General features: G+C 66.3%; 21 protein-coding genes. 7 read left to right on the top strand and 14 right to left on the bottom strand.

The features are described from left to right. The first annotated feature begins 221 nt into the window (after positions 1-221). Positions 222-1598 (top strand): MFS transporter, encoded by a 1377-nt coding sequence (locus tag ACIPG5_RS03340; RefSeq protein WP_401373319.1) that lies wholly within the window; start codon positions 222-224, stop codon positions 1596-1598. A gap of 118 nt (positions 1599-1716) precedes the next feature. On the opposite strand, the gene ACIPG5_RS03335 is transcribed toward ACIPG5_RS03340, so the two are convergent. The 4 genes from ACIPG5_RS03335 to ACIPG5_RS03320 all read right to left on the bottom strand — a co-directional run bounded on the left by ACIPG5_RS03335 (position 1717) and on the right by ACIPG5_RS03320 (position 6509). Then, the gene (locus ACIPG5_RS03335) at positions 1717-3129 is read right to left on the bottom strand and encodes a DOPA decarboxylase (RefSeq protein WP_401373317.1); all 1413 of its coding nucleotides are present in this window, start codon (positions 3127-3129) and stop codon (positions 1717-1719) included. Positions 3130-3304: 175 nt separating this feature from the next. Continuing rightward, complete coding sequence (locus ACIPG5_RS03330) at positions 3305-4249, bottom strand: LysR family transcriptional regulator (protein WP_401373315.1); 945 nt, start codon at positions 4247-4249, stop codon at positions 3305-3307. Positions 4250-4359: 110 nt separating this feature from the next. Further along, on the bottom strand, positions 4360-5070 hold the full coding sequence (locus ACIPG5_RS03325) for a YebC/PmpR family DNA-binding transcriptional regulator (RefSeq protein WP_176516697.1): 711 nt from the start codon (positions 5068-5070) through the stop codon (positions 4360-4362). 122 nt (positions 5071-5192) lie between these two features. Beyond that, positions 5193-6509, bottom strand: coding sequence for an MFS transporter (locus ACIPG5_RS03320; protein ID WP_401373313.1), 1317 nt, complete (start codon positions 6507-6509; stop codon positions 5193-5195). 244 nt (positions 6510-6753) lie between these two features. On the opposite strand from ACIPG5_RS03320, the gene ACIPG5_RS03315 reads away from it, so the two are divergent. Together ACIPG5_RS03315 and ACIPG5_RS03310 are read left to right on the top strand one after the other, a co-directional pair. After that, positions 6754-7623 carry a LysR family transcriptional regulator gene (locus tag ACIPG5_RS03315; protein WP_314617995.1) on the top strand — a complete coding sequence of 290 codons (870 nt, stop codon included), beginning with the start codon at positions 6754-6756 and terminating at the stop codon, positions 7621-7623. A 13-nt stretch (positions 7624-7636) separates the two neighbouring features. Further along, positions 7637-8002: a DUF2784 domain-containing protein gene (locus tag ACIPG5_RS03310; RefSeq protein ID WP_401373311.1), complete on the top strand. Its 366-nt coding sequence runs from the start codon at positions 7637-7639 to the stop codon at positions 8000-8002. Here ACIPG5_RS03310 and tam read toward each other — a convergent pair. Continuing rightward, a complete protein-coding gene (gene tam, locus ACIPG5_RS03305; RefSeq protein ID WP_236238307.1) occupies positions 7999-8775 on the bottom strand; it encodes a trans-aconitate 2-methyltransferase in 777 nt (258 codons plus the stop codon). The two genes, ACIPG5_RS03310 and tam, sit on opposite strands and share 4 nt — an antisense overlap. Positions 8776-8960: 185 nt before the next feature. On the opposite strand from tam, the gene ACIPG5_RS03300 reads away from it, so the two are divergent. Further along, entirely contained in the window at positions 8961-9140 is a 180-nt protein-coding gene (locus ACIPG5_RS03300) for a hypothetical protein (RefSeq protein ID WP_236193772.1), read from the top strand. A 3-nt stretch (positions 9141-9143) separates the two neighbouring features. Here ACIPG5_RS03300 and ACIPG5_RS03295 read toward each other — a convergent pair whose 3' ends face one another. Then, the gene (locus tag ACIPG5_RS03295; RefSeq protein ID WP_176518274.1) at positions 9144-10553 is read right to left on the bottom strand and encodes an amino acid permease; all 1410 of its coding nucleotides are present in this window, start codon (positions 10551-10553) and stop codon (positions 9144-9146) included. A gap of 325 nt (positions 10554-10878) precedes the next feature. Here ACIPG5_RS03295 and ACIPG5_RS03290 point away from each other — a divergent pair, with 325 nt between their 5' ends. Continuing rightward, positions 10879-12303, top strand: coding sequence for a PLP-dependent aminotransferase family protein (locus tag ACIPG5_RS03290; protein WP_176518275.1), 1425 nt, complete (start codon positions 10879-10881; stop codon positions 12301-12303). A 287-nt stretch (positions 12304-12590) separates the two neighbouring features. On the opposite strand, the gene ACIPG5_RS03285 is transcribed toward ACIPG5_RS03290, so the two are convergent. From ACIPG5_RS03285 to ACIPG5_RS03275, 3 genes are read right to left on the bottom strand one after another with little or no spacing between them, the layout of a single operon-like run. After that, positions 12591-13613, bottom strand: a complete 1023-nt coding sequence (locus ACIPG5_RS03285) for a histone deacetylase family protein (protein ID WP_176511306.1) — start codon at positions 13611-13613, stop codon at positions 12591-12593. Continuing rightward, positions 13613-14854 (bottom strand): Zn-dependent hydrolase, encoded by a 1242-nt coding sequence (locus ACIPG5_RS03280; RefSeq protein ID WP_401373308.1) that lies wholly within the window; start codon positions 14852-14854, stop codon positions 13613-13615. The genes ACIPG5_RS03285 and ACIPG5_RS03280 overlap by 1 nt, the downstream gene beginning before the upstream one ends. Positions 14855-14882: 28 nt before the next feature. Next, positions 14883-16187 (bottom strand): MFS transporter, encoded by a 1305-nt coding sequence (locus ACIPG5_RS03275; RefSeq protein ID WP_314619148.1) that lies wholly within the window; start codon positions 16185-16187, stop codon positions 14883-14885. 154 nt (positions 16188-16341) lie between these two features. Here ACIPG5_RS03275 and ACIPG5_RS03270 point away from each other — a divergent pair, with 154 nt between their 5' ends. Both ACIPG5_RS03270 and ACIPG5_RS03265 read left to right on the top strand, forming a co-directional pair. Beyond that, positions 16342-17250, top strand: a complete 909-nt coding sequence (locus ACIPG5_RS03270) for a LysR family transcriptional regulator (protein WP_176511303.1) — start codon at positions 16342-16344, stop codon at positions 17248-17250. A gap of 114 nt (positions 17251-17364) precedes the next feature. Beyond that, complete coding sequence (locus ACIPG5_RS03265; protein WP_176511302.1) at positions 17365-17907, top strand: WYL domain-containing protein; 543 nt, start codon at positions 17365-17367, stop codon at positions 17905-17907. Between the two features lie 17 nt (positions 17908-17924). Here the strand turns inward: ACIPG5_RS03265 and ACIPG5_RS03260 are convergent, their stop codons facing one another. The 5 genes from ACIPG5_RS03260 to codB form a co-directional block, all read right to left on the bottom strand. Further along, positions 17925-18656: a hypothetical protein gene (locus tag ACIPG5_RS03260; RefSeq protein ID WP_401373305.1), complete on the bottom strand. Its 732-nt coding sequence runs from the start codon at positions 18654-18656 to the stop codon at positions 17925-17927. Positions 18657-18729: 73 nt separating this feature from the next. Continuing rightward, positions 18730-19473, bottom strand: a complete 744-nt coding sequence (locus tag ACIPG5_RS03255) for a sulfite exporter TauE/SafE family protein (protein ID WP_176511300.1) — start codon at positions 19471-19473, stop codon at positions 18730-18732. A gap of 324 nt (positions 19474-19797) precedes the next feature. Then, complete coding sequence (gene codA, locus ACIPG5_RS03250; RefSeq protein WP_401373303.1) at positions 19798-21036, bottom strand: cytosine deaminase; 1239 nt, start codon at positions 21034-21036, stop codon at positions 19798-19800. A gap of 4 nt (positions 21037-21040) precedes the next feature. Further along, entirely contained in the window at positions 21041-22258 is a 1218-nt protein-coding gene (locus ACIPG5_RS03245) for a PucR family transcriptional regulator (RefSeq protein WP_401373301.1), read from the bottom strand. Further along, the gene (codB, locus tag ACIPG5_RS03240) at positions 22255-23520 is read right to left on the bottom strand and encodes a cytosine permease (protein WP_176511297.1); all 1266 of its coding nucleotides are present in this window, start codon (positions 23518-23520) and stop codon (positions 22255-22257) included. The genes ACIPG5_RS03245 and codB overlap by 4 nt, the downstream gene beginning before the upstream one ends. Positions 23521-23645: the final 125 nt, after the last annotated feature.

Raw genomic sequence — 23645 nt, 5'->3', positions numbered from 1 at the left:
GAAACGGCACTGGCTGGATCGATTATTGGCGGGTAGAGTCGACCCTTCAATCACTTTGTACGGAACAGTTAGTTTTGCGTTCGATTATCGCCCAAAACCCGTTTTGGCGAATTGCTTCACCCCTTGCCCTCAGCAACCATTGACCCAGCGCGCTCAACCCATACTCCCGAAATAACCCCACGCTCGCCGTGCGGGAACCAACAAGAACAACGGAGAAACGCATGGCCCACTCAAGCTCCCAAGCGAAGAAAGCCACTGCCAGTGGCTGGATAGGCTCGGCCCTGGAGTACTACGACTTCTTCATCTATGCCCAGGCTGCGGCGCTGATTTTCCCGCAGATCTTCTTCCCCAACAGCGACCCGAAAATGGCCATCATCGCCTCGCTGGCGACCTACGGCGTCGGCTACCTGGCGCGCCCTATCGGCGCCTGCGTGCTTGGCCACTGGGGTGACACCCGCGGGCGCAAGAACGTGCTGCTGCTGTGCATGTTCCTGATGGGCCTGTCGACCATGGCCGTGGGCCTTCTGCCCACCTACCACGACATCGGCATCCTCGCCCCGGCCTTGCTGGTGGTGCTGCGCCTGGTCCAGGGTTTTGCCGTGGCCGGCGAGATCTCCGGGGCCAGCTCGATGATCATGGAGCACGCCCCGTTCGGCCGGCGCGGCTACTACGCAAGCTTCACCCTGCAGGGCGTGCAGGCAGGCCAGGTACTGGCGGCGGCGGTGTTCCTGCCGCTGGCCTATTTCATGCCCAGCGAGGCGTTCAACGACTGGGGCTGGCGGATTCCGTTCCTGATGAGCGCCGTGGTGCTGATCGCAGGTTTCATCATCCGCAAGGAGGTGCATGAAACCCCGGCGTTCGTGAAGGAAGAGAAGCAGGACAAGGTGGCCAAGTCGCCGATCAGCGAGGCCTTCCGGCACAGCTGGAAGCACATGGTGCTGGTGATGTTCATGGCCCTGATGAACGTGATCCCGGTGGTGGCCACCATCTTTGGCGCAGCCTATGCGGTGCAGCCGGCCTACGGCATCGGTTTCGACAAGAGCGTGTACCTGTGGATCCCGGTGGTAGGCAATATCGTCGCGGTGCTGGTGATTCCGTTCGTGGGCAACCTGTCCGACAAGATCGGCCGGCGCCCGACCATGATTGCCGGGTGCCTGGGTTCGGGCCTGCTGGCGTTCGTCTACCTGTACGCGATCAGCATCCACAACGTGCCGCTGGCCTTTGCCGCCTCCATCGTCATGTGGGGGATGGTCTACCAGGGGTACAACGCGGTGTTCCCAAGCTTCTACCCGGAGCTGTTCCATACCCGCTACCGGGTTTCGGCCATGGCCATTGCGCAAAACATCGGCACCATGCTCACGGCGATGCTGCCGGCGCTGTTCGCACTGGTGGCGCCGCCGGGGTCGCAGAACATTCCGCTGGTGGTGGGTGGCTTGGCGTTCCTGGTGACTTGCCTGTGTGCGTTGGCGGCCTACATTGCGCCGGAGACGCATCGGTTGGCGATGGAGGATTTGGGCAATCCGCAGGCAAGGCCGATGGAGAAGGACGCTTTTGAGGCTGGGCGCAAGGGGAGTTTTCAGGCGGTGGCCAACTTGTAGGGCGTATGGGGCCGCTTTGCGGCCCTTTCGCGACACAAGGCCGCTCCTACAAAGCAGCGCGGTCCCCTGTAGGAGCGGCCTTGTGTCGCGAAAGGGCTGCAAGGCAGCCCCAACAATCTCAGCCCTCAACCACCCTCTGCAACCGCGCCCACAGCTGCTGCACATGCTCGCGCTCGGTCGGCAGCGCGCCCACCGACACCCGCACCATCCACCGCCCATTCAAGGTCGCCGGGGTCACGTAGGCCTCGCCCGAGGCATTGAGCCGCTCGGCCCAGGCCTTGGTGTGCGCATCCAGCGCCTCGCCTTCCAGCCCCGCAGGCCGATGCTGGATGCACAGCGTCTGCAACTGCACCGGCGCCAGCAACGCCCACTCCCCTGCCGCCTGCACCTGCTCGGCCAGCCAGCGGGCATTGTCCAGGTCACGCCGCAGGCGCTGCTGCAGCGCCTCCACGCCTTCGCTGCGCAACATGAACCACAGCTTCAGCGCACGGAACCGGCGCCCCAGCGGGATGCCCCAATCGCGCAGGTTCTTCACCTCGCCATCGACGGCCGACTGCAAGTAGCTGGGGTTGGTGCTCATCACCCGGATCAGGTGCTGCGGGTCACGCACGTAGTAGATCGAACAGTCGAACGCCACACCCAGCCACTTGTGCGCGTTGACCACCACCGAGTCAGCCAGCTCGATGCCATCCCACATCCAGCGGCACTCCGGCAGGATCATCGCCGAACCGGCCATGGCCGAGTCGACGTGCATCCACAGGCCCTTGGCCTGGGCGATTTCACCGATGGCGCGCAGCGGGTCCAGCGCGGTGGTGGTGGTGGTGCCGGTGGTGGCGACCACGGCACAGGGCTGGTTGCCGGCGGCCAGGTCCTGCTCGATGGCCGCCTGCAGCGCATCGGGGCGCATGGCGAACTGCGCGTCGGTGGCGATCAGGCGGATGTTGGCGCGGCCGAATCCGGCCAGCAGCGCGGCCTTGTCCACCGAGCTGTGGGCATGGGCGCTGACGTACACGATCAGCGGCTTGGCTTCGGCCTGCAGGCCGCCACGCACCAGGGCGTAGTCGGTGGCGCGTTCGCGGGCGCAGATCAGCGCCACCAGGGTGCTGGTCGAGGCGGTGTCCTGGATCACCCCGCTCCACTGGGCCGACAGGCCGAGCAGCTGGCGCAGCCAGTCGAGGGTGGTTTCCTCCAGCTCGCTCAGGGCCGGGCTCGATTGCCACGACAGGCCGAGCACGCCCAGGCCGGTGCTGAGGAAGTCGCCCAGCACCGACGACAGCGTGCCGTTGGAGGGGAAGTAGCCGTAGAAGTCCGGGTGCTGCCAGTGCGACAGGCCAGGCATGAGCAGCTGGTTGACGTCGTCGAGGATCGCCTCGAACGGCTCGCCCTGCTGCGGCGCGGCGGCCGGCAAGGCGGCCTTGAGGTAGCCGGGCTCGACCTGGGCCATCACCGGGCGCTCGGCGACGGTTTGGCGGTAGTCGGCGATCAGGTCGATCAGTTGGTGGCCGTACTGGCGAAATTGTTCGGGGGTCACGGGGGGCTCCTGGTGGCTTTCCAGTGCCTGTTCTGGCCTCATCGCCGGCAAGCCGGCTCCCACATGCGGTCCTTGTGGGAGCCGGCTTGCCGGCGATGAGGCCGGTACAGGCAACACAATGCCCCCAGTCTAGGCACTTGCTCGCAGCCGAATAACCCCGCTTGGCGCATACCTGCTATGGCAAACCCGCATGCCCACCCTGCACCCCGAACTGCGACTGGCGCCACAGCTCGAACACCCGGTTGCGCAACCAGCGGTGCTCGGCCGACGCCTGCAGGCGTTGGTGCCACACCACCCAGTAGCGCTGGGTATGCGCGACGAAGCCGAGCGGCCGCCAGGCCAGGTCATGCAGGCGGCACAACTGGCGGGCGATGTGCTCGGGCACGGTGGCCAGCGCCTGGCTGTTGCCGATGACCTGCACGGTGGCCGAGAAGAACGGCACCTCCAGGCTCACCCGGCGCTGCAGGCCCTGGGCGCGCAGGTGGCGGTCGATGAAGCTGTCCTTGTCGCCACCACCGGAGATGCGCACGTGCTTGTACGCCAGGTAGTCGTCCTGGCTCAGCAGCTCGTTGGCCGTCAGCGGGTGATCGCGGCGCATCAGGCACACCGCGCGGTCTTCGCCCAGCAGGCGGCCGTGCAGGTTGGGCGGGGATTCGTCGAACAGCGTGGTGGCCAGGTCGATCTCGCCGCTGGCGAGCATGGCGTACTGGCCGGCCTGCCAGCTGCGGTAGTCGATGGACACGCCCGGGGCTTCCTGCTCCAGCGCGGCCACCAGCAGCGGCAGCATGTGCTCGGCCACATAGTCGGAGGCGGCCAGGCAGAAGCGGCGTTCGCAGCGGGCCGGGTCGAACGCGGCGGGTTGGCGCAGGGCCTGGAGTTCTTCGAGCACCTGGCGCAGGGGTTCGACCAGGGCTTCGGCGTATTCGCTGAGCACGTAGCCGCGGCCTTGGCGCACCAGCAGCGGGTCGTCGAAGGCTTCGCGCAGGTGGGCCAGCTGGCGGCTCAGGGCCGATTGGCTGACGTCCAGGCGGACAGCGGCGTGGCTGAGGTTCTTGAGCTGCAGGAGGCAGTCGAGGGTGCGCAGGTGGGCGAGGCTGAGGGAGGCGAAGGTGGGGTTCATGCAGGCTCCCTTTGTGCATTCATAGGCCAGATCGCCGGCAAGCCGGCTCCCACAGAGAAAAGCTGTGGGAGCCGGCTTGCCGGCGATCTGGCCGCATGGCGGCCCGGCTTTTAGTCGGTCAGGCCGACATAGACGTTCTGCACGTCATCGTTCTCGTCGATCGCCTCGAGGAACGCTTCAACCTCGGCCAATTGCTCGGCATCCAGGCTGGCCGCGCTCACCGGTTCTTTCGGGATGTAGCCGATCTTCGCCGACACCACGGTGAAACCCTGCTCCGGCAGGGCTTTCTGCACGGCATCAAGATCGGTGGTGTCGGTGATGAACAGGGTCGAGCCCTCTTCCTCACCCGGTTCGAAGTCCTGCGCACCCGCTTCGATGGCAGCCATCTCCGGGTCGGCGCCGTCGTTCGGGGTGGCCTCGATCAGGCCGACATGCTTGAAGTTCCAGGCCACCGAACCGCTGGCGCCCAGCTGGCCCTTGCGGAACAGCACGCGGATCTGCGCCACGGTGCGGTTGACGTTGTCGGTCAGGCACTCGACGATCAGCGGCACCTGGTGCGGGGCGAAACCTTCGTAGCTCACCGCCTGGTACTGCACGGCATCGCCGTCCAGGCCGGCACCCTTGCGGATCGCCCGGTCCAGGGTCTCGCGGGTCATCGAAGCCTTCTTGGCCTGGACGATGGCCAGGCGCAGGCGCGGGTTCATGTCGGGATCGGCGCCGGACCTGGCAGCGATCTGGATTTCCTTGGCCAGCTTGCCCATGATCTTGCCCTTGGCATTGGCAGCTGTTTCTCTATGCTTGGCTTTCCACTGTGCGCCCATGTCGACTCTCTTTGTTTCAACGGCCGGTTCAGGAAGCGACCGGCCAAAAAGTGGGTGCAGTTTATACGCCCTCGCGCAGCGGATCGACAAGTAATCTCACGCTTTGTCGGCCAGCCCGGGCGCTAGGTACGCAGCGGCTTGACCGCCATGCTGGTGTTGGGCGCAACGTCCTGGGCCTGGGCGTTGCTGGCCGGGCGGCTGTTCCAGTGGGGCAGCAGCACCAGGGCGGAGAACAGCGCGCAGCCGGCGAACACGATGAACACCGTGACGCTGTCGAAGTAGCCTGGCAGCAAGCCACCGAGCACCGCCCCCACCGAGCCGCAGCCATTGACGAAACCGGCCGCCGTGGCACCGGCCTTGGCGGTGCCGAAGTCGATCGCCGCCGCGCCGCTGATCATCGAATCCGGCCCGTACAGGGTCAGCCCCATGACGAACAGCAGGCTCACCACCAGGGCGATGCTGCCGCTGTGCATGGCGCCCATGAACGCCGCCAGGGTCACGGTCAGCAGCACCAGGCTGATCACGCAGGCCGGCATGCGCCGGGCGCCGAACAGCTTGTCCGAGGCCAGGCCAATGATGATCGGGCCCAGCAGCCCGGCCAGTTCGAAGGCGGTGGGGATGATCGCCGCGCCAACCTTGCCCACCGAGGGCATCTGCTCGAAGACGATCACCGGGCCCCACAGCAGGATCGCGTAGCGCGCAGGCTTGAGCAGGAAGTAGGCAAGGCCCAGGGTCATCACCGTGCGGTTGCGCAGGATCTCGCGCAACGGCGCCCACACGCTGCACAGGTTGCCGGCCGGCGCCATGCTCTGCGGCTCGGGCTCCACCGCCGGCAAGCCGACATCCTCGGGCTTGTTGCGCTGCAGGAAGAAGAACAGCACGGCCACCGCCGCCACCACCGCGGCACTGGAGAAGAACGCCGCGTGCCAGGTGCCGACCAGGGTATAGGCCCACCAGCCGGCGAACGGCGAGGCGACCAGGCCGCCGAAGGCGTAGCACGAACTCCACAGCCCCAATACCCGGCCGCGCTGGTTGGCCGGGAAGAAGCTGCCGATGTTCTTGCACAGGCCGGCCCAGCCGGTCGATTGCGCCAGGCCCTGGATCAGCATGCAGGTGGCGAAGATCGGGAAGGTCGCATAGCTGCCCATCACCACCGCTGCCGCCGCCGAGATCAGCAGCCCGCCCAGCACCACCACGCGCGGGCCGAAGCGGTCGGCGAGCATGCCCCAGGTGAACTGGCCCACGGCGTAGGCGGCCAGGTAGATGCCGTCGAGGTTGGCCATGGCGGCCTTGTCGAGCATGAAGGTGGGGTCTTCGCCGATGCCGAGCTTGGCGACCGAGAAGGCCTTGCGGGTGAAATAGAAGGCGGCGTAGGCCAGCCAGGTGATGGCGAAAATCTGGATGCGCCAGCGCTTCAACGCGGCTAGGGATTGATTCATGGTGAGTCTGACCTCTTGCTCAAGTGTGCCGGCAGAATGTGAAGAAATGCCTGTCTTGTTGTTGTGTTGCGCACTGCATGACGAGGCTCGTCATTGGTCAGGTGGCGCAGGTGTGTGCGCCAGGGCCCGGCGACCGCTTTTGGCGGTGGCGGCGGGCTGAAATCTATGGAAACAGTTGCTGACTGATAACAAAAATCGATTTATCGTATTTCACACATAAGGTCAGCTTGTTACTGGAGATGTCATGTCCGTGTCCCACGCTCAACTCAAGGCGTTTCACGCCGTGGCCGTGCATGGCAGCTTCACCCGGGCTGCAGAAAAACTGTTCCTGACCCAGCCGGCGGTGTCTGACCAGGTGCGCAAGCTGGAAGAGCGCTTCGGTGTTTTGCTGTTTCACCGCAACAAGCGTTCGGTGCAGCTGACCGACCTGGGCGAGCGCCTGCTGGGCATCAGCAAGCGCCTGTTCGCCTGCGAGGCCGAGGCCCATGACCTGCTGCAGGACTCCCGTGCCCTGCACACCGGCAGCCTGGTGCTGGCGGTGGATGCGCCGGTGCACGTGCTGCCGCAGATCGCGCGCTTCTGCCAGCGCTACCCGGGCATCCAGGTCAAGGTGGAAACGGGCAACACCGACGAATCGCTGGCCCGGCTGTTCAGCTACCAGGCCGACCTGGCCCTGCTGGGGCGCGATGTCGATGACGAGCGGCTGTTCTGCGTGCCCTTGCGCCGCGACCCGATGGTGGCGTTCGTTTCGCACAACCACCCGTGGGCCAGCCGTGGCTCGATCAACCTGGCAGATTTGGACGACACGCCGCTGGTGCTGCGCGAGCCGGGCTCGGTGACGCGCCAGACGCTCGAGGAAGAGATGCAGCGCGCCGGCTTGCGGATCCGCCCGGCGATCCAGGTCGAAGGCCGGGAGGCGGCGCGCGAGGCGGTGGTGGTGGGGATTGGCGTGGGGGTGGTGTCGGCAGCGGAGTTCGGCGCCGATGCGCGGGTGTGTGCGCTGCCGATCGTCGATTGCCAACGCCACCTGACCGAAACCCTGGTGTGCCTGAGCGAACAGCGCACGCGGCGGGTGGTGGCGACCTTCCTGCAGATGGTGCAGGAAGGGTTGTGAGGGGTTAGCGACCATGCCCTTTCGCCTAGCCGCCGACACCCTGGTGCTGCTGCACCTGGCCTTCATCCTGCTGGTGCTGTTCGGCGGCCTGCTGGTGCTCAGGTGGCGCCCTGCCCTGCTCCTGCACCTGCCCGCGCTGGCCTGGGGCCTGGCGGTCGAGGGGCTGCACCTGGAGTGCCCGCTGACCGACTGGGAAAACCGCATGCGCCTGGCTGCCGGCGATGCCGGCTACCCCGGGGGTTTCGTCGAGCACTACATCTGGCCGCTGATCTACCCCGCCGGGCTGACGCCGCAGCTGCAGTGGCTGCTGGGCGTCATCGTGCTGCTGGTCAACCTCGCCATCTACGGCTACGTGATCCGGCGCTGGCGGCGCCGTTAGCGGGTAGCGATCACGAACAACCGCGGGAACGGCAGCAGCACCTTGCCATCGGTGGCCAGCGGGTAGTCGCGCTGCATCGCCTGCAGGTACATCTGCAGGAAGTCCGCCTGTTCGTCTTCGTCCAGCTTGGCCAGGTAAGGCCGCAGGGCCGAGCCCTTGAACCACTCCACCACCGCCTCGGCGCCGCCTGGCAATGGGTGGTGATAGGTGGTGCGCCACACATCCACGCGGCTGCACAGGGGGCTGAGCAGGTCGTAGTAGAACGCCGCGTTGTGTCGCGGCGGCAGGCTGAAGCCGGCGAACTTCTCGGCCCAGCGCCCGCGCCCGGCGATCTCGCGCAGCTGCCGGTGCGCCGGCTCGTCGAGGTTGTCCGGGGTCTGCACCGCCAGGCTGCCGCCTTCGCTCAGCTGGCGCACCAGGTGCGGGTACAGCGCGCCGTGGTCGGGCACCCACTGCAGCGAGGCGTTGGCCAGGATCAGGTCCTGCGGCTCGGGGGCGCTCCACTGGCTGATGTCGGCGATCTCGCAGCGCACCCGCGGGATGTGCAGGCGCTTGCGCTCGCGGGCCTTGTCGATCATGTCCTTGTCGCTGTCCAGCGCGGTCACCTGGGCATCCGGGCAGCGTTGCAGCAGCACTTCGGTGGAGTTGCCCGGGCCGCAGCCCAGGTCGGTGGCATGGCGCACCGGGCGCGGCGGCACGGCGGCGAGCAGGTCGCGCACGGCGCGGGTGCGTTCGTCTTCGAACAGGGAATACTGGGTGGCGGACCAGGCCATGTGCAGCTCCTTTTGGCGGGCAGTGTGCTCAGCATAAGCCATCTGTCGGCCTTGAGGGCCCTATCGCCGGCAAGCCGGCTCCCACAGGTACCCCACAACACTCAAATCCTGTGGGGTACTTGTGGGAGCCGGCTTGCCGGCGATAGGGCCGGAACTGCCAGTCTATGCTGTGGGTCAGTCCCATTATGCGCATGCCCATGAAAACCTTCCTGGCCCTCGCCATCCTGGCCCTGATCGCCGCCGCCGCCCTGCTTGGTTCACCCTGGATGAACCAGCGCTTTCACATGCCCGACGAACAACCCCAGGCCCAACAACGCGAAACGGCCGGGTCCACGAGGGAGCCGGCCGTTTCGAACCACCACTAGCGCTTAGTGCTGCTTGGCGCTGCGGATCTGGTGCACCACACCCATGGCCACCACGATGGCCGCGGCGATGCCGGTGGAGATCACCAGGATCTGGTAGTCAGGCATGAAGGCCATGGTCACCAGGGCGGCGACGATGAAGCCGATCACCAGGTAGGTCAGCCACGGGAACAGCCACATCTTCAGGCGCACTTCCTTGCCTTCGGCGATCAGCTTGCGGCGCATGCGCAGCTGCGAGAAGGCGATCACCAGGTACACCAGCAGGGCGATCATGCCGGTGGTGTTCATCAGGGTTTCCAGCACGTCTTTCGGGCGCAGGGTCTCGCTGAAGTTGATCAGCGCGCAGACCACGGCCACGGCGCACGAACCGATGATGGCGAACACCGGTACGCCGGTGCCGGCGCGGGTGATCTTGAAGAACGACGGCGCGTCGCCACGCTGGGCCAGGGAGAACAGCATGCGCGAGGCGGTGTAGTGGCCCGAGATCAGGCAGCTGCTCACCGAGGTCAGCACCACGAAGTTCATCAGCAGCTCGGCGTAAGGCACGCCCAGCAGCTCCAGGGTACGGCGGTAGGCGCCATAGCCGGAGACGCCCAGTTGCGGGTCGTTCCACGGCACCAGGCAGACGATCAGGAAGATCGAGCCGACGTAGAACAGGCACACACGCCATACCACCGAGTTGGTGGCCTTGACGATCTGGGTGGCCGGGTCCTTGGCTTCGGAGGCGGCGATGGTGACGATTTCGGCACCGAGGAAGGCGAACATCACCCCAAGCAGCGCACCGATCACCGTGCTGATGCCATTGGGCATGAAGCCTTCGGAGGTCAGGTGGCTGATGCCACGCACTTCACCGAACTGCCAGACGTTGGTGACCGCGGCGGTACACACGATCAGGAAGCAGACGATCGCGATCACCTTGATCAGCGCGAACCAGAATTCGAACTCACCGTAGTGCTTGACGTTGAAGAAGTTGACGGTGATCAGCAACAGGGTCGTGGCCAGCACGAACACGTTGACGCTCACATCGGGGAAGAAACCGTGCAGGATCTTGCCCGCCACATAAGCTTCCCAGGCCATCAGGATGACCCAGTACCACCAGTACAGCCAGCCGATGGTGAAACCGGCCCAACGGCCGATCGCGCGGTCGGCGTAGGTGGAGAACGAGCCGGTGTCAGGCGAGGACGTCGCCATTTCACCGAGCATGCGCATGATCAATACCACCAGGATGCCGCCCGCCAGGTAGGCCAGGACAGCAGCCGGGCCGGCGCTGTGGATCACGCTGCCGGAACCGACGAACAAGGCGCCGCCGATAACCCCGGCGATCGACATCATCGTCAGGTGGCGCGACTTGAGCGAGGCACTGAGTTTGCTCTCGTGCCCGCTTTTCGCGGTGGTGGTTGTGGATGTTGCGTCCATCAGTTGTGTACCCCGTGCTTCTTTTTATCCAAGGAAAACTGCAAGGCCGCGATGGTCATCGGCCTCACGTACATCAGTGCTAATGCGGGCAGGAGGTGTGTGGCAACACACGCAGGCCATCCATGGCGGCCTGCTGACGCGCCCCAGGGTTTGCCCCTCGGGCGAACTGAACATGCTTTATGTGGCGATATCTGACACCTAATGTAAAAATGTATGACACATAGAGCCATGCACAGTGGCAGGAAAGTCGCACTGCACTGTACAGGCCGCCAATGCAATACACCCTGTAGGCGCTTGGCGTTACGCACCCTTCAAGGCCCCCGGAATGCTTGAATTACACCCAGACTCCTCGACCCCGCTGGTCAATCAGATCATCGATGGGCTGCGCGAGCTGATCGACAACCAGACCCTCAAGCCAGGCGCCAAGGTGCCGTCTATTCGGGCCTTCGCCGCCACGTACTCGGTGAGCACCTTCACCGTGGTCGAGGCCTACGACCGCCTGGTGGCCCAGGGCCTGCTGGTGAGCAGGGGCAATGCCGGGTTCTTCGTCAACCGCGCAGCGGCCGAGCTGCTGGACAACCACAACAGCGAAGCCGACACCACTCGACCATTGTTCAACTCCGAGTGGTACCTGCAGCAGATCTTCGAAACCCGCCAGCTGCCGTACAAGCCGGGCTGCGGCTGGCTGCCCAACGACTGGATGTACGAAGACGGCCTGCGCCGCGGCCTGCGCCAGGTGGCCGGCAGCCCGCTGGAGCTGTCCGGCTACGGCGACCCGATGGGCCTGCCGGAGCTGCGCGCACTGACTGCGCAGAACTTGCAGCAAGAGTTGTCGATCGTCGCCAATCCTGCGCAGTTGATGCTCACCCACGGCGCCAGCCAGGCGCTGGACCTGGCCGTGCGCACCCTGGTGCGCCCCGGTGACGTGGTGCTGGTGGACGACCCGGGCTACCCCAACCTGATGAGCGTGCTGCGCACCCAGGGCGCCACCCTGGTCGGCGTGCCGCGCACCCCCAACGGCTACGACCTCAACCACCTCGAGCAGTTGCTGGCGCACCACCGCCCGACCGCGTTCTTCACCCAGCCGCACCTGCACAGCCCGACCTGTTCGCGCACCCCGCTGCCGCAGTTGCACCGGCTGCTGCAGCTGGCCAGCCAGCATGGCTTTCGCCTGGTGGAGAACAACCTGTACGCCGACATGATCGCCGAGCCGCAGCCGTGCCTGGCCAGCCTGGACCACCTGCAGCAGGTGGTGTACGTGGGCAGCTATTCGAAAAGCATTTCGCCCAACGTGCGGGTCGGTTACCTGCTGGCCAACCCGGAGCTTGCGCAGAAGCTGCTGCACATGAAGATGCGCTCGGGCCTGACCACCTCGCAGGTGATGGAGCGCGTGGTGTACGCGGCGATCATCGACGGCCGCTGGCGCAAGCACCTCAAGCGCCTGCGCCAGCGCCTGGCCGAGGCGCACCAGGACGTGGGCCGGCACCTGCACCGGCTGGGCTTCGAGCTGTTCACCGAGTCGGACGAGGGGATGTACATCTGGACCCGGCACCCGGCGATTCCGGACAGTGCGGCGCTGCTGGATGATGCGCTGGAGAAAGGCATCATGCTCGGGCCTGGGCAGTTGTTCATGGTCGATGCCGAACCGACCGGGTGGATGCGCTTCAATGTGGCGTTCAGTACGGACCCGGCGATGTGGGAGTTGTTGGAGAAGGTGCTGGTGAAGCATGTGCGCCGGGGGGGGATCTAGGCGCTTGTCGCGGGATTTTGGGTGTTTGTGAGATCGAGCGCCGCCCGCGCGGCGCATCGCGGATAAATCCGCTCCTACATTTGTTGCAACGTGCCTATGTCTGATAGGCCATGGTTGCCAGCCTGGGTGGCACGACGCGATTTCTCGACGGGCGCAAAAAGCGGACAACCATGGCCTGACAGACCGTGGCACGTTGCAACAAATGTAGGAGCGGATTTATCCGCGATGCGCCGCGCGGGCGGCGCTCGATCTATTGGGCGGTGAAAATGCTGTGGCGAGCCCCTGACCTACCGCCAATCCCCCTTCTGCGCAAAAAACGCCTGCGCATTGGCCTCCAGGCTCTCCAGGTGATAACCCCCCTCCTGCACGATCACGCACGGCATGCGCAACGCCCGAATCCGTTCACCCAATAGCGCGAACCCTTCGGTCGTCACCGCCACCTTGCTCTGCGGGTCCAGCTCGTAGATATCGAACCCCAGCGACAGCACCAGCACCTCGGCCCCAAAGTCCTTCACCGCATCCAGGGCAATCTCCAGCTGCCCCATGAAATCCGCCTCACTGGCGCCATGGGCCATCGGCAGGTTGAGGTTGTACCCCTCCCCCGCGCCACTGCCGCGCTCGTCCTCGAACCCCGCCACGCCTGGGTAGAAGTTGGTCGGATCACCATGGGTCGACACATACAGCACATCATTGCGTTCGTAGAAGATCTCCTGGATCCCCTGCCCATGGTGCATGTCGGTATCGAGTATCGCCACGCGGCTGTAGCGGCTGCGCAAGGCCTGGGCGGCGACCGCGGCATTGTTCACATAGCAGAACCCCCCGGCCGCATCGAACCGCGCATGGTGCCCCGGTGGCCGGCACAGCGCGTAAGCGGCCGGCTCGCCATCGAGGATGGCCTTGGCCGCGGCCACCGCGCTCTGCGCCGACCAGTAGGCCGAACGCCAGGTGTGCTCGCCCACCGGGCAGCTGCCGTCGGCCAGGTAGCGCCCGGCCTGGGCAAGGATGCCGCGCAGGGCATTGGGCTCGCGCACGAAGATGTTCGACATCACCTCATCGCCCCAGTCCTCGGGCACTTCCTTCCAGCGTGCATGGGCCTCTTCGAGGAAGGCCAGGTACGCCTGGCCATGCACGGCCTTGAGCGGGCCAAGCCCGGCATCGTCGGGCTGGCGGATGTCGAAGCCCAGGCCCTTGGCCGCCTGCAGCAGGCGCTGGGCGCGCTCGGGGACTTCCTGCGGGGTGCGCATGGCGCCGCGCGAGTAGTAGCTGCGCGGATGGTGCAGCAGTTGTTCGGGGTGGAAGTAGCAACGCATCAGGCTTCTCCTTGTTCGACACGGCCGGCGCGGGCCAGCACGGCGTTGAGCAGTACGTCGACACCCTGGCGGGCATCCTCGGGCAGCACGTCTTCGGCCTCGTTGTGGCTCAGGCCGCCGACGCAGGGGATGAACACCATCGCCGTCGGGCAGTAGCGCGCCAGCAGGATGGCATCGTGGCCGGCGCCGCTGACGATGGCCTGCTGGGCATAGCCAAGGCCGTCCACCGCCTGCTGCACGGCGGCCACGCAGTCGGCATCGAAGGGCGTCGCCGGGCTGACCCAGTGGCGCTCGATGCGCACCTTGAGGCCGCGCTGGGCGGCGATGGCCTGCAGCTGCTGGCCCAGGTCGCGTTCCATGGCCTCGATGGCCTCGTCACGGTGGTGGCGCAAATCGACGGTGAAGCGCAGCGCACCCGGGATGGTGTTGCGCGAGGGCTTGGCAATCGACAGCTCGCCCACGGTGGTCAGGCCCTGCGGGGCGAAATCGGCGGCCAGCTGCTCGACGGCCTGGATCATCCGCGCGGCGCCATACAGGGCGTCCTTGCGCAGCGGCATCGGCGTGGTGCCGGCATGCGCGGCCATGCCTTCGACGGTGACGTCCAGCCAGCGGATGGCCTGGCCGCCGCTGACCACGCCAATGGCCTTGGCGTTGTCCTCGAGAATCGGGCCTTGCTCGATATGCGCCTCGAAGTAGGCATCGACCTTGCCGCCCAGCGGGCGCTGGCCGGCGTAACCGGTGCGCTGCAGTTCAGCGGCCACGCTGATGCCGTCGGCATCGCGGATGGCCAGGGCCTGCTCCAGGGGCAGGGTGCCGGTGAACACCGCCGAGCCGAACATGGCCGGGGTGAAACGGGCGCCCTCCTCGTTGGTCCACACGGCGATTTCCAGCGGCTTGCGGGTCTGGATGCCCAGGTCGTTCAGGCGCCGTACCACCTCCAGCCCACCCAGCACGCCGTAGACGCCATCGAAACGGCCGCCTTCGGGCTGGGTGTCGAGGTGGCTGCCGATCATCACCGGGGCGGCATCCGGGTCGCTGCCGGGGCGGCGGGCGAACAGGTTGCCGATGGCGTCCACCGACAGGCTCAGCCCGGCCTCGCGGCACCAGTGGCTGAACAGCTCGCGGCCGGCCTTGTCCTCGTCGCTCAGGGCCAGGCGGCAGCTGCCGCCGCGGGCGGTGGCGCCGACTTCGGCCATGGCCATCAGGCTCGCCCACAGGCGCTCGCCATTGCTTTTCAACATAGGGGTACTCCTAACTAAAACGAATGATTCAGGCCAGTTCCAGTTGCTGACTGCGGGCGTACTGGCGCGACAGGGCCAGCACGCAGGCCAGGGAAACGCTGGCGATCAGGGTGTAGAACACGGCCATCGGCCACCACTGCCCGGTGAAGGTGTGGGCCAGCCAGGTGCCGATCAGTGGGGTCAGGCCGCCGGCGATGGCGCCGCACACCTGGTAGGCCATGGAAATGGCGGTGTAGCGCACGCGGGTTTCGAACATGCCGCTGACGTAGCCGGCGATCACCGCGTAGAACGAGGCCATGCAGGCGGCGGCCAGGGCGATGCCGAGCACGATCAACGGCCCTTGGCCGGAGCTGACCAGCACGAACATCGGGTACGGCGAGGCCATGGCCAGCAGCGCGACCAGGGCCAGAAAGCGTGTGGCGCCGAGTTTTTCCGACAGCCAGGCGGCCAGCGGCTGCACGCAGAACTGGATGATCGCGACGAAGAACAGGCACTCGAGAATCAGCGAGCGTTCAAGGTGCAGCTGCTGGGTGGTGTAGCTGATCATGAAGGTGTTGGTGAAATAGACCCCGGCAATGCCCAGGGTATTGGCGCCGATGCACAGCAGCAGCGGGCGCCAGGCGGTGCGCAGCACTTCCAGCACCGGTGCCTGCTCCTTGCGCAGGGCCTTTTGCGCCTGCTCGCGGCTGGCCAGGAATTCGGGCGATTCGTTGACCCCCAGGCGGATCGCCAGGCCCACCAGCAACAGCAGCGCGCTGGCCAGGAACGGCACGCGCCAGCCCCAGCTCATCAGCTGATCCTCCGGCAGGCGGGTGACGGCGCCAAAGGCCAGCAGCGAGAGGATCAGCCCCGCCGGGCTGCCCAGCTGGGCGAACGAGGCAAAGAAGTTGCGCCGGCCCTTGGGCGCATGCTCCCCGGCCATCAGCACCGCCCCGCCCCACTCACCGCCCACGGCGATGCCCTGGACCACGCGCAGGATGATCAGCAGCACCGGTGCTGCGGTGCCGATCTGCGCGTAGGTCGGCAGCAGGCCGATGCACACGGTGACGATGCCCATCATCAGCAAGGTGATGACCAGCGACTTCTTGCGCCCGATGCGGTCGCCCACATGGCCGAACACGATGCCGCCCAGTGGCCGGGCGAAAAAGCCCACGGCAAAGGTGCCGAAGGCGGCCATGGTGCTGAACAGGCTGTTGTCGGAGGGGAAGAACAAGGCGCCGAACACCAGGGCGGCGGCGGTGGCGTAGATGTAGAAGTCGTACCACTCGATCATGGTACCGATGAAGGCGGCGGCAGCGGCGCGGCGCGGCTGGGGCGAAGCGATTGGCTTCATGGGGGCTCCTTTGCTTGTTTTTCTGGCAGGAGTTGGAAGGGTCACGGTGGCGCTCTGGCGGCGCGCTGACTGCGATTTATCGGCCCGGGGCTATGATTAGTCAATTTTCTATTTATTATTCGAACTATTAACCACGCTTATCATCGAGCCCCCTATGTCTGACCGCCTGCTCAACGACCGCCTCGACTGGAACCTGCTGCGCACCTTCCGCGTGATCGGCCAGGAGCTGTCGATCAGCCGCGCCGCCGCGCGCCTGCACCTGACCCAGCCGGCCGTGAGCCAGGCCCTCAAGCGCCTGGAAGACCAGCTGGGGCGCCAGCTGATTGCCCGCCGCGGGCCACGCTTCGTGCTCACCGACATGGGCGAGCAGCTGTTCCAGCTGGCTGGCGAGGTGTACGGGCAGATGTCGCAGATCGGCGGCCTGTTGGAGCAACCGGCCGATGAGCTGGTGGGCAAGGTGCGGTTGCTGATGATCAGCCGCATCGTCAGCGAGCGTTTCGACGATTTTCTCGCCGATTTCCACCGTTTGCACCCACGGGTGGACCTGGAAATCGACGTGATGCGCAGCTCCGATATCGTCGCCGCGTTGCAGGAAAAGACCGCCACCGCAGGCCTGAGCCTCAACCGCCGGCCACAACCGCGGCTGGAGCAGCGGCTGTTCCTGCGCCAGCGCTACGCCTTCTTCTGCGGCAAGCACCATGCCCTGTTCGGCCAGGCCGAAGGCGACCTGCAGCGGGAGAACTTCGTCAGTTTCACCAGCGACCAGATCGGCGGCATGCTCTCGCCGCTGACCATCTTCCGCGACCAGCAGGGCTTCTCCGGGCGCATCGTGGCCTCTTCGCCAAGCCTTGAGGAAGTGCGCCGGCTGGTGATCGCAGGCTTCGGCATCGGCTGCCTGCCGGAGCACGTGGTGGCGCCGGACGTGGCAGCGGGGCTGTTGTGGAAGCTGGCGCCGCAAGAGGGGATCGCCGATGTGGACATTCACTTGCTATGGAACCGGGAGCAGCGTTTGAGCCGCGCCGAAGAGGTGTTCATCGAGGCGTTGCAAGCCAGCCTGGACTGACGGGTGGGCCGGGCTGGAACTTGGATCCGATCCTGTGAACGGGTATGCTACGCACAATAGCTATATGCCATCACTGCGGGCGCACCTTGCGCCCGGCGCTCAAGGACGAGACCCGTGCCCAGCCACCCTACCCGCCATACCATCGCCCGCCAGTGGCAGCTGCTCAAGTTGCTGCCCGACCGCCACCCCGGCATGAGTGCCCTGCAGTTGCAGGCCGCCCTGGCCAAGGCCGGGCACAAGACCAGCAAGCGCACGGTGGAGCGTGACCTCAACGAGCTGGCCACACTGTTTCCGGTGCACTGCAACAGCAAGGGCATGCCTTATGGCTGGTACTGGCAACCGGGGTTGAGCCTGGAGGAAGTGCAACAGCTGCAACCCGACCAGCTTTCGCCCACCGCGCAGATCGAACTGCGCGCCTGGGTGGACGACGGCCTTGCCCGGCGCCTGGAAGACCAGCCGCTGTCCGAAGACATGCAGCTGGCGCCACAGCGCACCGGCGGCGCCAGGCTGGCGGCCACGGTCGACGACAGCCGTGCGCTGATGGGTTGGCTGCTGTCCCAGGCAGGTTCGATTCGTGTGCAGGCACCGGAAGATCTGCGCACCGCCATGGTCGCGCAACTGCGCGAAAGCCTGGCGCTGCACGACAGCGCTCACTGACGCCCCTCAGGGCTCACTCAGGAAGGCAAGCCTGGCACCCGCCGCCGCACCAGGCAGGCCCCGAGCCCGAGCACGCCCAGCACCAGCACGCCCAGCAGCATCACCAGTTCGCTGCTGTAGCGCGCCACCAGCGCCGGGAAGCCGGCGAACTCGCGGTACACCTGCACATCAGCCGCGCCGTCGGCGTGGCTGATGCTGATGCCGCCCTGGCGGATCTGCGCATAGTCGGCATCGAAATAGACCCACACCTTGTACACCCCACCTGCTTCGATGCTGGCGATCTGGACCTGGGGCGTCGAGGTTTCGTAGAGGGTGTCGTTGCCTGCCGCATCGCGGACCTGTACCAGGCCCTTGGCCGGCAGGCGAATCTTGACCTGGCGCACCACGGTGTCGCCGCTGTTGTGCAGGTCGATCAGCAGGCCCGTGCGGTGGTCCACCAGGCCCGCTTCGAACGGCTTGGCAAACAACTGCGCGTAAGGCGCCTGGGCCAGTTCCACCAGGCGGTCGACCTGGTCCGGGTTCAACGCGCCCTCGGCGATGCGGTCGATGCGCGGCTGCAACTGTTCGTACTTGAGCTGTTCGTTGGCGCGGCTGATGCGCTCGCTGAACTGGCTCGGGTAGGTGAGGTAGGCGTAGGTCAGGGATGCATCCAGCCGCGCGTTGTTCTTGAACAGCACGTAGAACAGCAGCATGGCGATCAGGACCAGCAGCGTGGCCGCGAGGGGTTTCCTGGTGATGTCCCAACTCAACGGTGCGATTCCTTCTGTAGCGGTAAGTGCGAAACGGGCCAAAGGGTGCCAAGTTCGGCGCCCCCAGGCAAGTTCAAGCGGCCAGCAACTGGGGCAACGAGGCCATCAGCATGGCCACCCCGGACAGGGTCAGCAAACCCAGCACCACGCGGCGGAACGCTTGCTCGCTGATACCCAGGTACACCCGCGTGCCGAACAGCGCCGGCAGGGCCATGGCCAGCAGCACCACGCCGAACGAGGGCAGCATGTCGCGGGTGACCACGCCGGTGCCCAGGTAGGTGAGCATGGTTACCGCCAGCATCGACAGGTTGAAGTTCTGGATGACCGCGCGCTGGGTATCACGCTCGAAGCCGCGCAAGGTACACCACAGTGTAGGCACTGTGCCGGTAAAGCCGCCGATGCCGCCCAGCGCCCCGCCGAGCATGCCCACGGCGCCGTCGGCCAGGCGGTTGCCCGGCAGCCTGGGCAGGCGCGGCGCCAACAGCATCAACGGGCACCACAGCACCAGCAGCGTGCCGAACACGGCCTTGAACCAGAGCATATTGAGGTACGGCAGCACCCACACCCCCAGCGGGATGCCGGCCAGGCCGCCGAGCACGAAGGGCCACAACAGCGGCCAGCTGAAGCCGCGGCGCACGCTGAACACGGCGATCAGCTGGCCGGCGAGGCTGCCGAACACGGTCAGCGAGGCCGCCAGGCGCGGCTCCAGGCCCCAGGCCCAGAACGACATGGCGACCATGCCGAAGGCGAAGCCGGAAAGGCCCTGGACGAAACCGGCAACGATGGCGCCGAGGGCGATGAGGTAGAGCGAGTCCATAGGGGCTTGGCAGTTTGGCTTGAGTCGGTGCCATACGATGCCAGAGCTGGCGGCGGATGTCTGCGCCTGGGCAAACACCGCTGACATTGTGGGAGCCGGCAAGCCGGCTCCCACAAAAGCGTGGTGAACGCTTCAGGCGAAGCGCTCGATCTGCGCCGGAGTTGGCTTGAGTGGGTGCCACACGGGGGACGGATATCTGCACCTGGGCAAACACCGCGGTCATTGTGGGAGCCGGCTTGCCGGCGATCACCGGCGCAGCCGGTGCCCTGCACCGCGGTGCCTGCATCGCCGGCAAGCCGGCTCCCACAAAGGGTGGTGAATGCTTTAGGCGAAGCGTTCGATCTGCGCCGGGGTGCGCCGCATCAGCACCTTGCCGTGGCGCACCGACACCCGTGCATGCCCCTGGCTGCGGACCATCTCGTAGTCATCGGCCGCCGACAGCAACAAAAGGTTCGCCGGGCGCCCCACTTCGATGCCATAGCGCTCACCCAGGTTGAGGGTGCGGGCGCTGTTGTCGGTGATCAGGTCCAGGCAGCGCTGCAAGTCCTCGTAGCCGAGCATGTGGCAGATGTGCAGGCCGGCCTCGAGGATGCGCAGGATGTTGCCGTTGCCCAGCGGGTACCACGGGTCGACGATCGAATCCTGGCCAAAGCAGACGTTCATCCCGGCCCGGTCGATTTCCGCCACGCGGGTCAGGCCGCGGCGTTTCGGGTAGGTGTCGAAGCGCCCCTGCAGGTGGATGCTTTCGGTCGGGCACGAGACGAAGTTGATGCCCGACATCTTCAGCAAGCGGAACAGCTTGGAGCAGTAGGCATTGTCATACGAGCCCATGGCCGTGGTGTGGCTCGCCGTCACCCGCGCGCCCATGCCACGTACCCTCGCCTCTTCGGCCAGCACCTCGAGAAAACGCGACTGCGGGTCGTCGGTCTCGTCGCAATGCACATCCACCAGGCAACCGGTGCGCTCGGCCAGCTCCATCAGGAACTTCACCGACGACACGCCCTGGTCGCGGGTGTTTTCAAAGTGCGGGATGCCGCCCACCACATCGGCGCCCATGGCCACCGCCTCGGTCATCAGCGCCCGGCCGTTGGCATACGACTCGATGCCCTCCTGGGGGAAGGCGACGATCTGCAGGTCGACCAGCGCGCGCACTTCCTCGCGCACCTCGACCATGGCCTTGAGCGCGGTGAGCTTGGGGTCGGTGACGTCGACGTGGGTGCGCACATGCTGGATACCGTGGTCCACCAGCATGCCGATGGTCTTCTTGGCGCGGGTCTTGATGTCGTCGTGGGTAGTGATCGCCTTGCGCTCGGCCCAGCGCTCGATGCCTTCGAACAGGGTGCCGCTCATGTTCCAGTTCGGCTCGCCTGCGGTGAGGGTCGCGTCCAGGTGGATGTGCGGCTCGACGAAGGGCGCCACCACCAGGTTCTGCTGGGCGTCCAGGTCGTCGCCGGCGGCAGCGACAACCGCGGCCTGGGGCACGATGGCGGCGATGCGCTCGCCCTGCAGTTCGATGCGGAACAAGCCGGCCTTGCCGCGCAGGCGTGCGTTGATGATGTTCATGGGGTTACTCCTTGCCTTGGGCTTCGGTCATGCGCCATATCAGCATAGCGACCGCAGCATTCATGCGAAAAAGCGGGTCGTCCAGGGACTGCCCGCTCAGTTGTTCGATGCGTTGCATCCGTTGGTTGATGGTGTTGCGGTGCACACCCAGGCGCTGCCCGGCCTTGAGGCCGTTGCCGTTTTCCATGAGCAGGGCATCGAGGGTGTGCAACAAGGTATTGGGCTGCTTGCGCCCGGGGCTGCGCAGCGGGCCGAGGGTCTGGCTGACGAAGTCGTCGAGCAGCGAACGGTCGACCACCCCTTGCAGCAAGCGCAGCACGCCCAGCTCGCTGAAGTCGCAAAGGCCGCTGGCCGGGCGCAGGTTCTGCGCCACCTCCAGCGCCTGGCGCGCTTCGTTCAGGGCCTGGCGGTAGCGGGCACAGTCCTCGGCGGGGCTGGAAAGGCCCATGAACAGGCCCATCTCGCCCGCCAGCTCGGCCAGTTGCCGGTACAGGCCAGCCAGGGCTGCGCGCAGGTCGGGCGCGTCGGGCAACAGCAGCACGAACAAGTCCCCGGCCAATTGCGCCGTGACCGCTTCGGGCCGGCTGCGGCACCAGGCTTCCAGCACGTCTTCCAGTGCCTGCCGGGTGCCTTGCCACAGGCGCTCGCCCTGGGCCAGGCCGTGCCGTTCGAACAGCCCGTCGACCGCCGACAGGCGCAGCGCCACCAGCCGGCGTGGGCCCTCCAGCGCCAGTTGCAGGTGCGCCGCACGCTGGCGGGCGATGGCCAGGCTGGGGTAATCGCCGGTCAGCAACTGGCCAAGGATGTCGTTGCGCGAACGCCGCTCCTGGGTCATCTGCACCAGCGCGGTACCGATCAGGTGGGTGACCACCACCATCTTCAGCGCATAGGGCTGCTCGATCAGCGGCAGGCCCAGCTGCTCGGCGCGGGCGATGACCGCAGGGGGTATGCGCTGGATGAACGAGCCACCGGTGAGGATCACCATGCCGGCGATGCCCACCGCCTCGCCATCCTCCACCAGGCTCAGCAGGTTGCCCTCGCCACGCGGGTGGTTGATGCCGGTGACGAACACCAGCTCGCCGCCCATCACCCATTCGGCGATGCCTTCGTTCTCCGCCACGTAGGGCCAGCGCACGCGCCGCTGCAGGTGGCGGGCGCCGGCGCGCACGCGCATGTCTTGCAGGCCCGGCAGGCACAGCAGTTGTTCAAGTGCCAGGCTCACTGCTCGGCCTCGGCCTGGCCCAGTACCTGGCGCCGGCCACGCAGCTCGAGCAGCAGGATGTAGCACAGCGCCGAGGCGCTGATGCCCACCAGCGGCGCGACCCAGGGCGAGGCGTAGGCCAGCACCGCGCCGACAGCATAGGCGAACAGCCCGGCAACGTTGTAGCGCGGCAGGCTGACCGAGGCCAGCGCCGGGTACTTGCCACGGTGGCGGTACCAGAAGTCGGCCATGATCACCCCGCCCACCGGCGGGATGATCGAGCCCAGCAGCACCAGGAACGGGATCAGCATTTCGTACATGCCACCGATCGCCAGCAGGATGCCGACACCCGCGGCTGCCAGGGTCATGCTGCGCCGGCGTTCGCTGCGCAGCAGGTGGCAGGCCGCCGCCGAGACGTTGTAGATGGTCGGCCCCTGGATGGTCCACAGGTTCAGGCAGAGCATCACCACCGCCGCGAACGACAGGCCCTGAAGCATCATCACCTCGACGATGTCGGCCTGCTGGTAGACCATCGCGCACCAGGCCCCCGCCACCACCATCAGGCCGTTGCCGAGCAGGAACGCGACGATGCTGGCGGTGACTGCCACCCGCCCGCTGCGCGACAGGCGCGTCCAGTTGGTGGCCTGGGTGGCGCCGCTGGCGAAGGTGCCGAAGACCATGGTCACTGCGGCCGAGAAGGTCAGGGTTTCATGCGGCACCAGCGCGGCGAGCTGCTGCAGGCCGCCGACATCACGGGTGGCGATCACCATGGAGATCACCAGCAGCGCGAACATCAGCGGCACCGACACCCGCGACAGCAGGTCCAGGCCCTTGAAGCCGACGATGGCGGTAATGCTGAAGCCCAGCCCGAACAGCACCATCAGCGGCACCGTGAAGCCAGGCGCCAGCCCCAGCAGCTTGACCAGCACGATGGCCACCGTGGCGGTGCCCCAGGCGTACCAGCCAAGTTCGGCGAAACCGAGCAGAAAGTCCGAAAGCCGGCTGCCCGCCTCACCGAAGCAGAAGCGGCCCATGAGCACGGTATTGAGCCCGCTGCGCGAAGCGATGAACGCCAGGGCTGCGGCATACAGCGCCAGCAGGCTGTTGCCGATGACGGCGACCCAGAGCATGTCGACGAAGCCGAAGGCCATGCCCAGCTTGCCGCCGGCGAACATGGTGCCGGTGAAGAAGGTGAAGCTGAACAGCACCATGGCGATCGGCAACAGGCCCTTGCGCGCATGCTGGGGCGCTTCGCACAGGGGGAATTCGGAGGGTGAGCTCATGGTCGGGGTGCTCCGGGTAGTAGGTGCAGCGGCAAGAGCAATATGCGGGCCGCTTTTGCAGGGGCTGGAAAAGCCGAAAAAAGCAGGCGCGAGGCATAGGAAAACCGGTGCAACATGCACAGTAA

The sequence above is a fragment of the Pseudomonas sp. NPDC087029 genome (assembly GCF_044745345.1).
Lineage (GTDB): Bacteria > Pseudomonadota > Gammaproteobacteria > Pseudomonadales > Pseudomonadaceae > Aquipseudomonas > Aquipseudomonas faucium.
Note: the sequence above shows the minus strand (reverse complement) of the source record. Positions and strands in the feature narration are given on the sequence as shown.

Bases quoted from the DNA above. Each gene is read 5' to 3' on its own strand.
- ACIPG5_RS03340 (WP_401373319.1), top strand. From the start codon at position 222: ATGGCCCACTCAAGCTCCCAAGCGAAGAAAGCCACTGCCAGTGGCTGG.
- ACIPG5_RS03330 (WP_401373315.1), bottom strand. From the start codon at position 4,249: ATGAACCCCACCTTCGCCTCCCTCAGCCTCGCCCACCTGCGCACCCTC.
- ACIPG5_RS03325 (WP_176516697.1), bottom strand. From the start codon at position 5,070: ATGGGCGCACAGTGGAAAGCCAAGCATAGAGAAACAGCTGCCAATGCC.
- ACIPG5_RS03320 (WP_401373313.1), bottom strand. From the start codon at position 6,509: ATGAATCAATCCCTAGCCGCGTTGAAGCGCTGGCGCATCCAGATTTTC.
- ACIPG5_RS03315 (WP_314617995.1), top strand. From the start codon at position 6,754: ATGTCCGTGTCCCACGCTCAACTCAAGGCGTTTCACGCCGTGGCCGTG.
- ACIPG5_RS03310 (WP_401373311.1), top strand. From the start codon at position 7,637: ATGCCCTTTCGCCTAGCCGCCGACACCCTGGTGCTGCTGCACCTGGCC.
- tam (WP_236238307.1), bottom strand. From the start codon at position 8,775: ATGGCCTGGTCCGCCACCCAGTATTCCCTGTTCGAAGACGAACGCACC.
- ACIPG5_RS03300 (WP_236193772.1), top strand. From the start codon at position 8,961: ATGCGCATGCCCATGAAAACCTTCCTGGCCCTCGCCATCCTGGCCCTG.
- ACIPG5_RS03295 (WP_176518274.1), bottom strand. From the start codon at position 10,553: ATGGACGCAACATCCACAACCACCACCGCGAAAAGCGGGCACGAGAGC.
- ACIPG5_RS03290 (WP_176518275.1), top strand. From the start codon at position 10,879: ATGCTTGAATTACACCCAGACTCCTCGACCCCGCTGGTCAATCAGATC.
- ACIPG5_RS03285 (WP_176511306.1), bottom strand. From the start codon at position 13,613: ATGCGTTGCTACTTCCACCCCGAACAACTGCTGCACCATCCGCGCAGC.
- ACIPG5_RS03280 (WP_401373308.1), bottom strand. From the start codon at position 14,854: ATGTTGAAAAGCAATGGCGAGCGCCTGTGGGCGAGCCTGATGGCCATG.
- ACIPG5_RS03275 (WP_314619148.1), bottom strand. From the start codon at position 16,187: ATGAAGCCAATCGCTTCGCCCCAGCCGCGCCGCGCCGCTGCCGCCGCC.
- ACIPG5_RS03270 (WP_176511303.1), top strand. From the start codon at position 16,342: ATGTCTGACCGCCTGCTCAACGACCGCCTCGACTGGAACCTGCTGCGC.
- ACIPG5_RS03255 (WP_176511300.1), bottom strand. From the start codon at position 19,473: ATGGACTCGCTCTACCTCATCGCCCTCGGCGCCATCGTTGCCGGTTTC.
- codA (WP_401373303.1), bottom strand. From the start codon at position 21,036: ATGAACATCATCAACGCACGCCTGCGCGGCAAGGCCGGCTTGTTCCGC.
- codB (WP_176511297.1), bottom strand. From the start codon at position 23,520: ATGAGCTCACCCTCCGAATTCCCCCTGTGCGAAGCGCCCCAGCATGCG.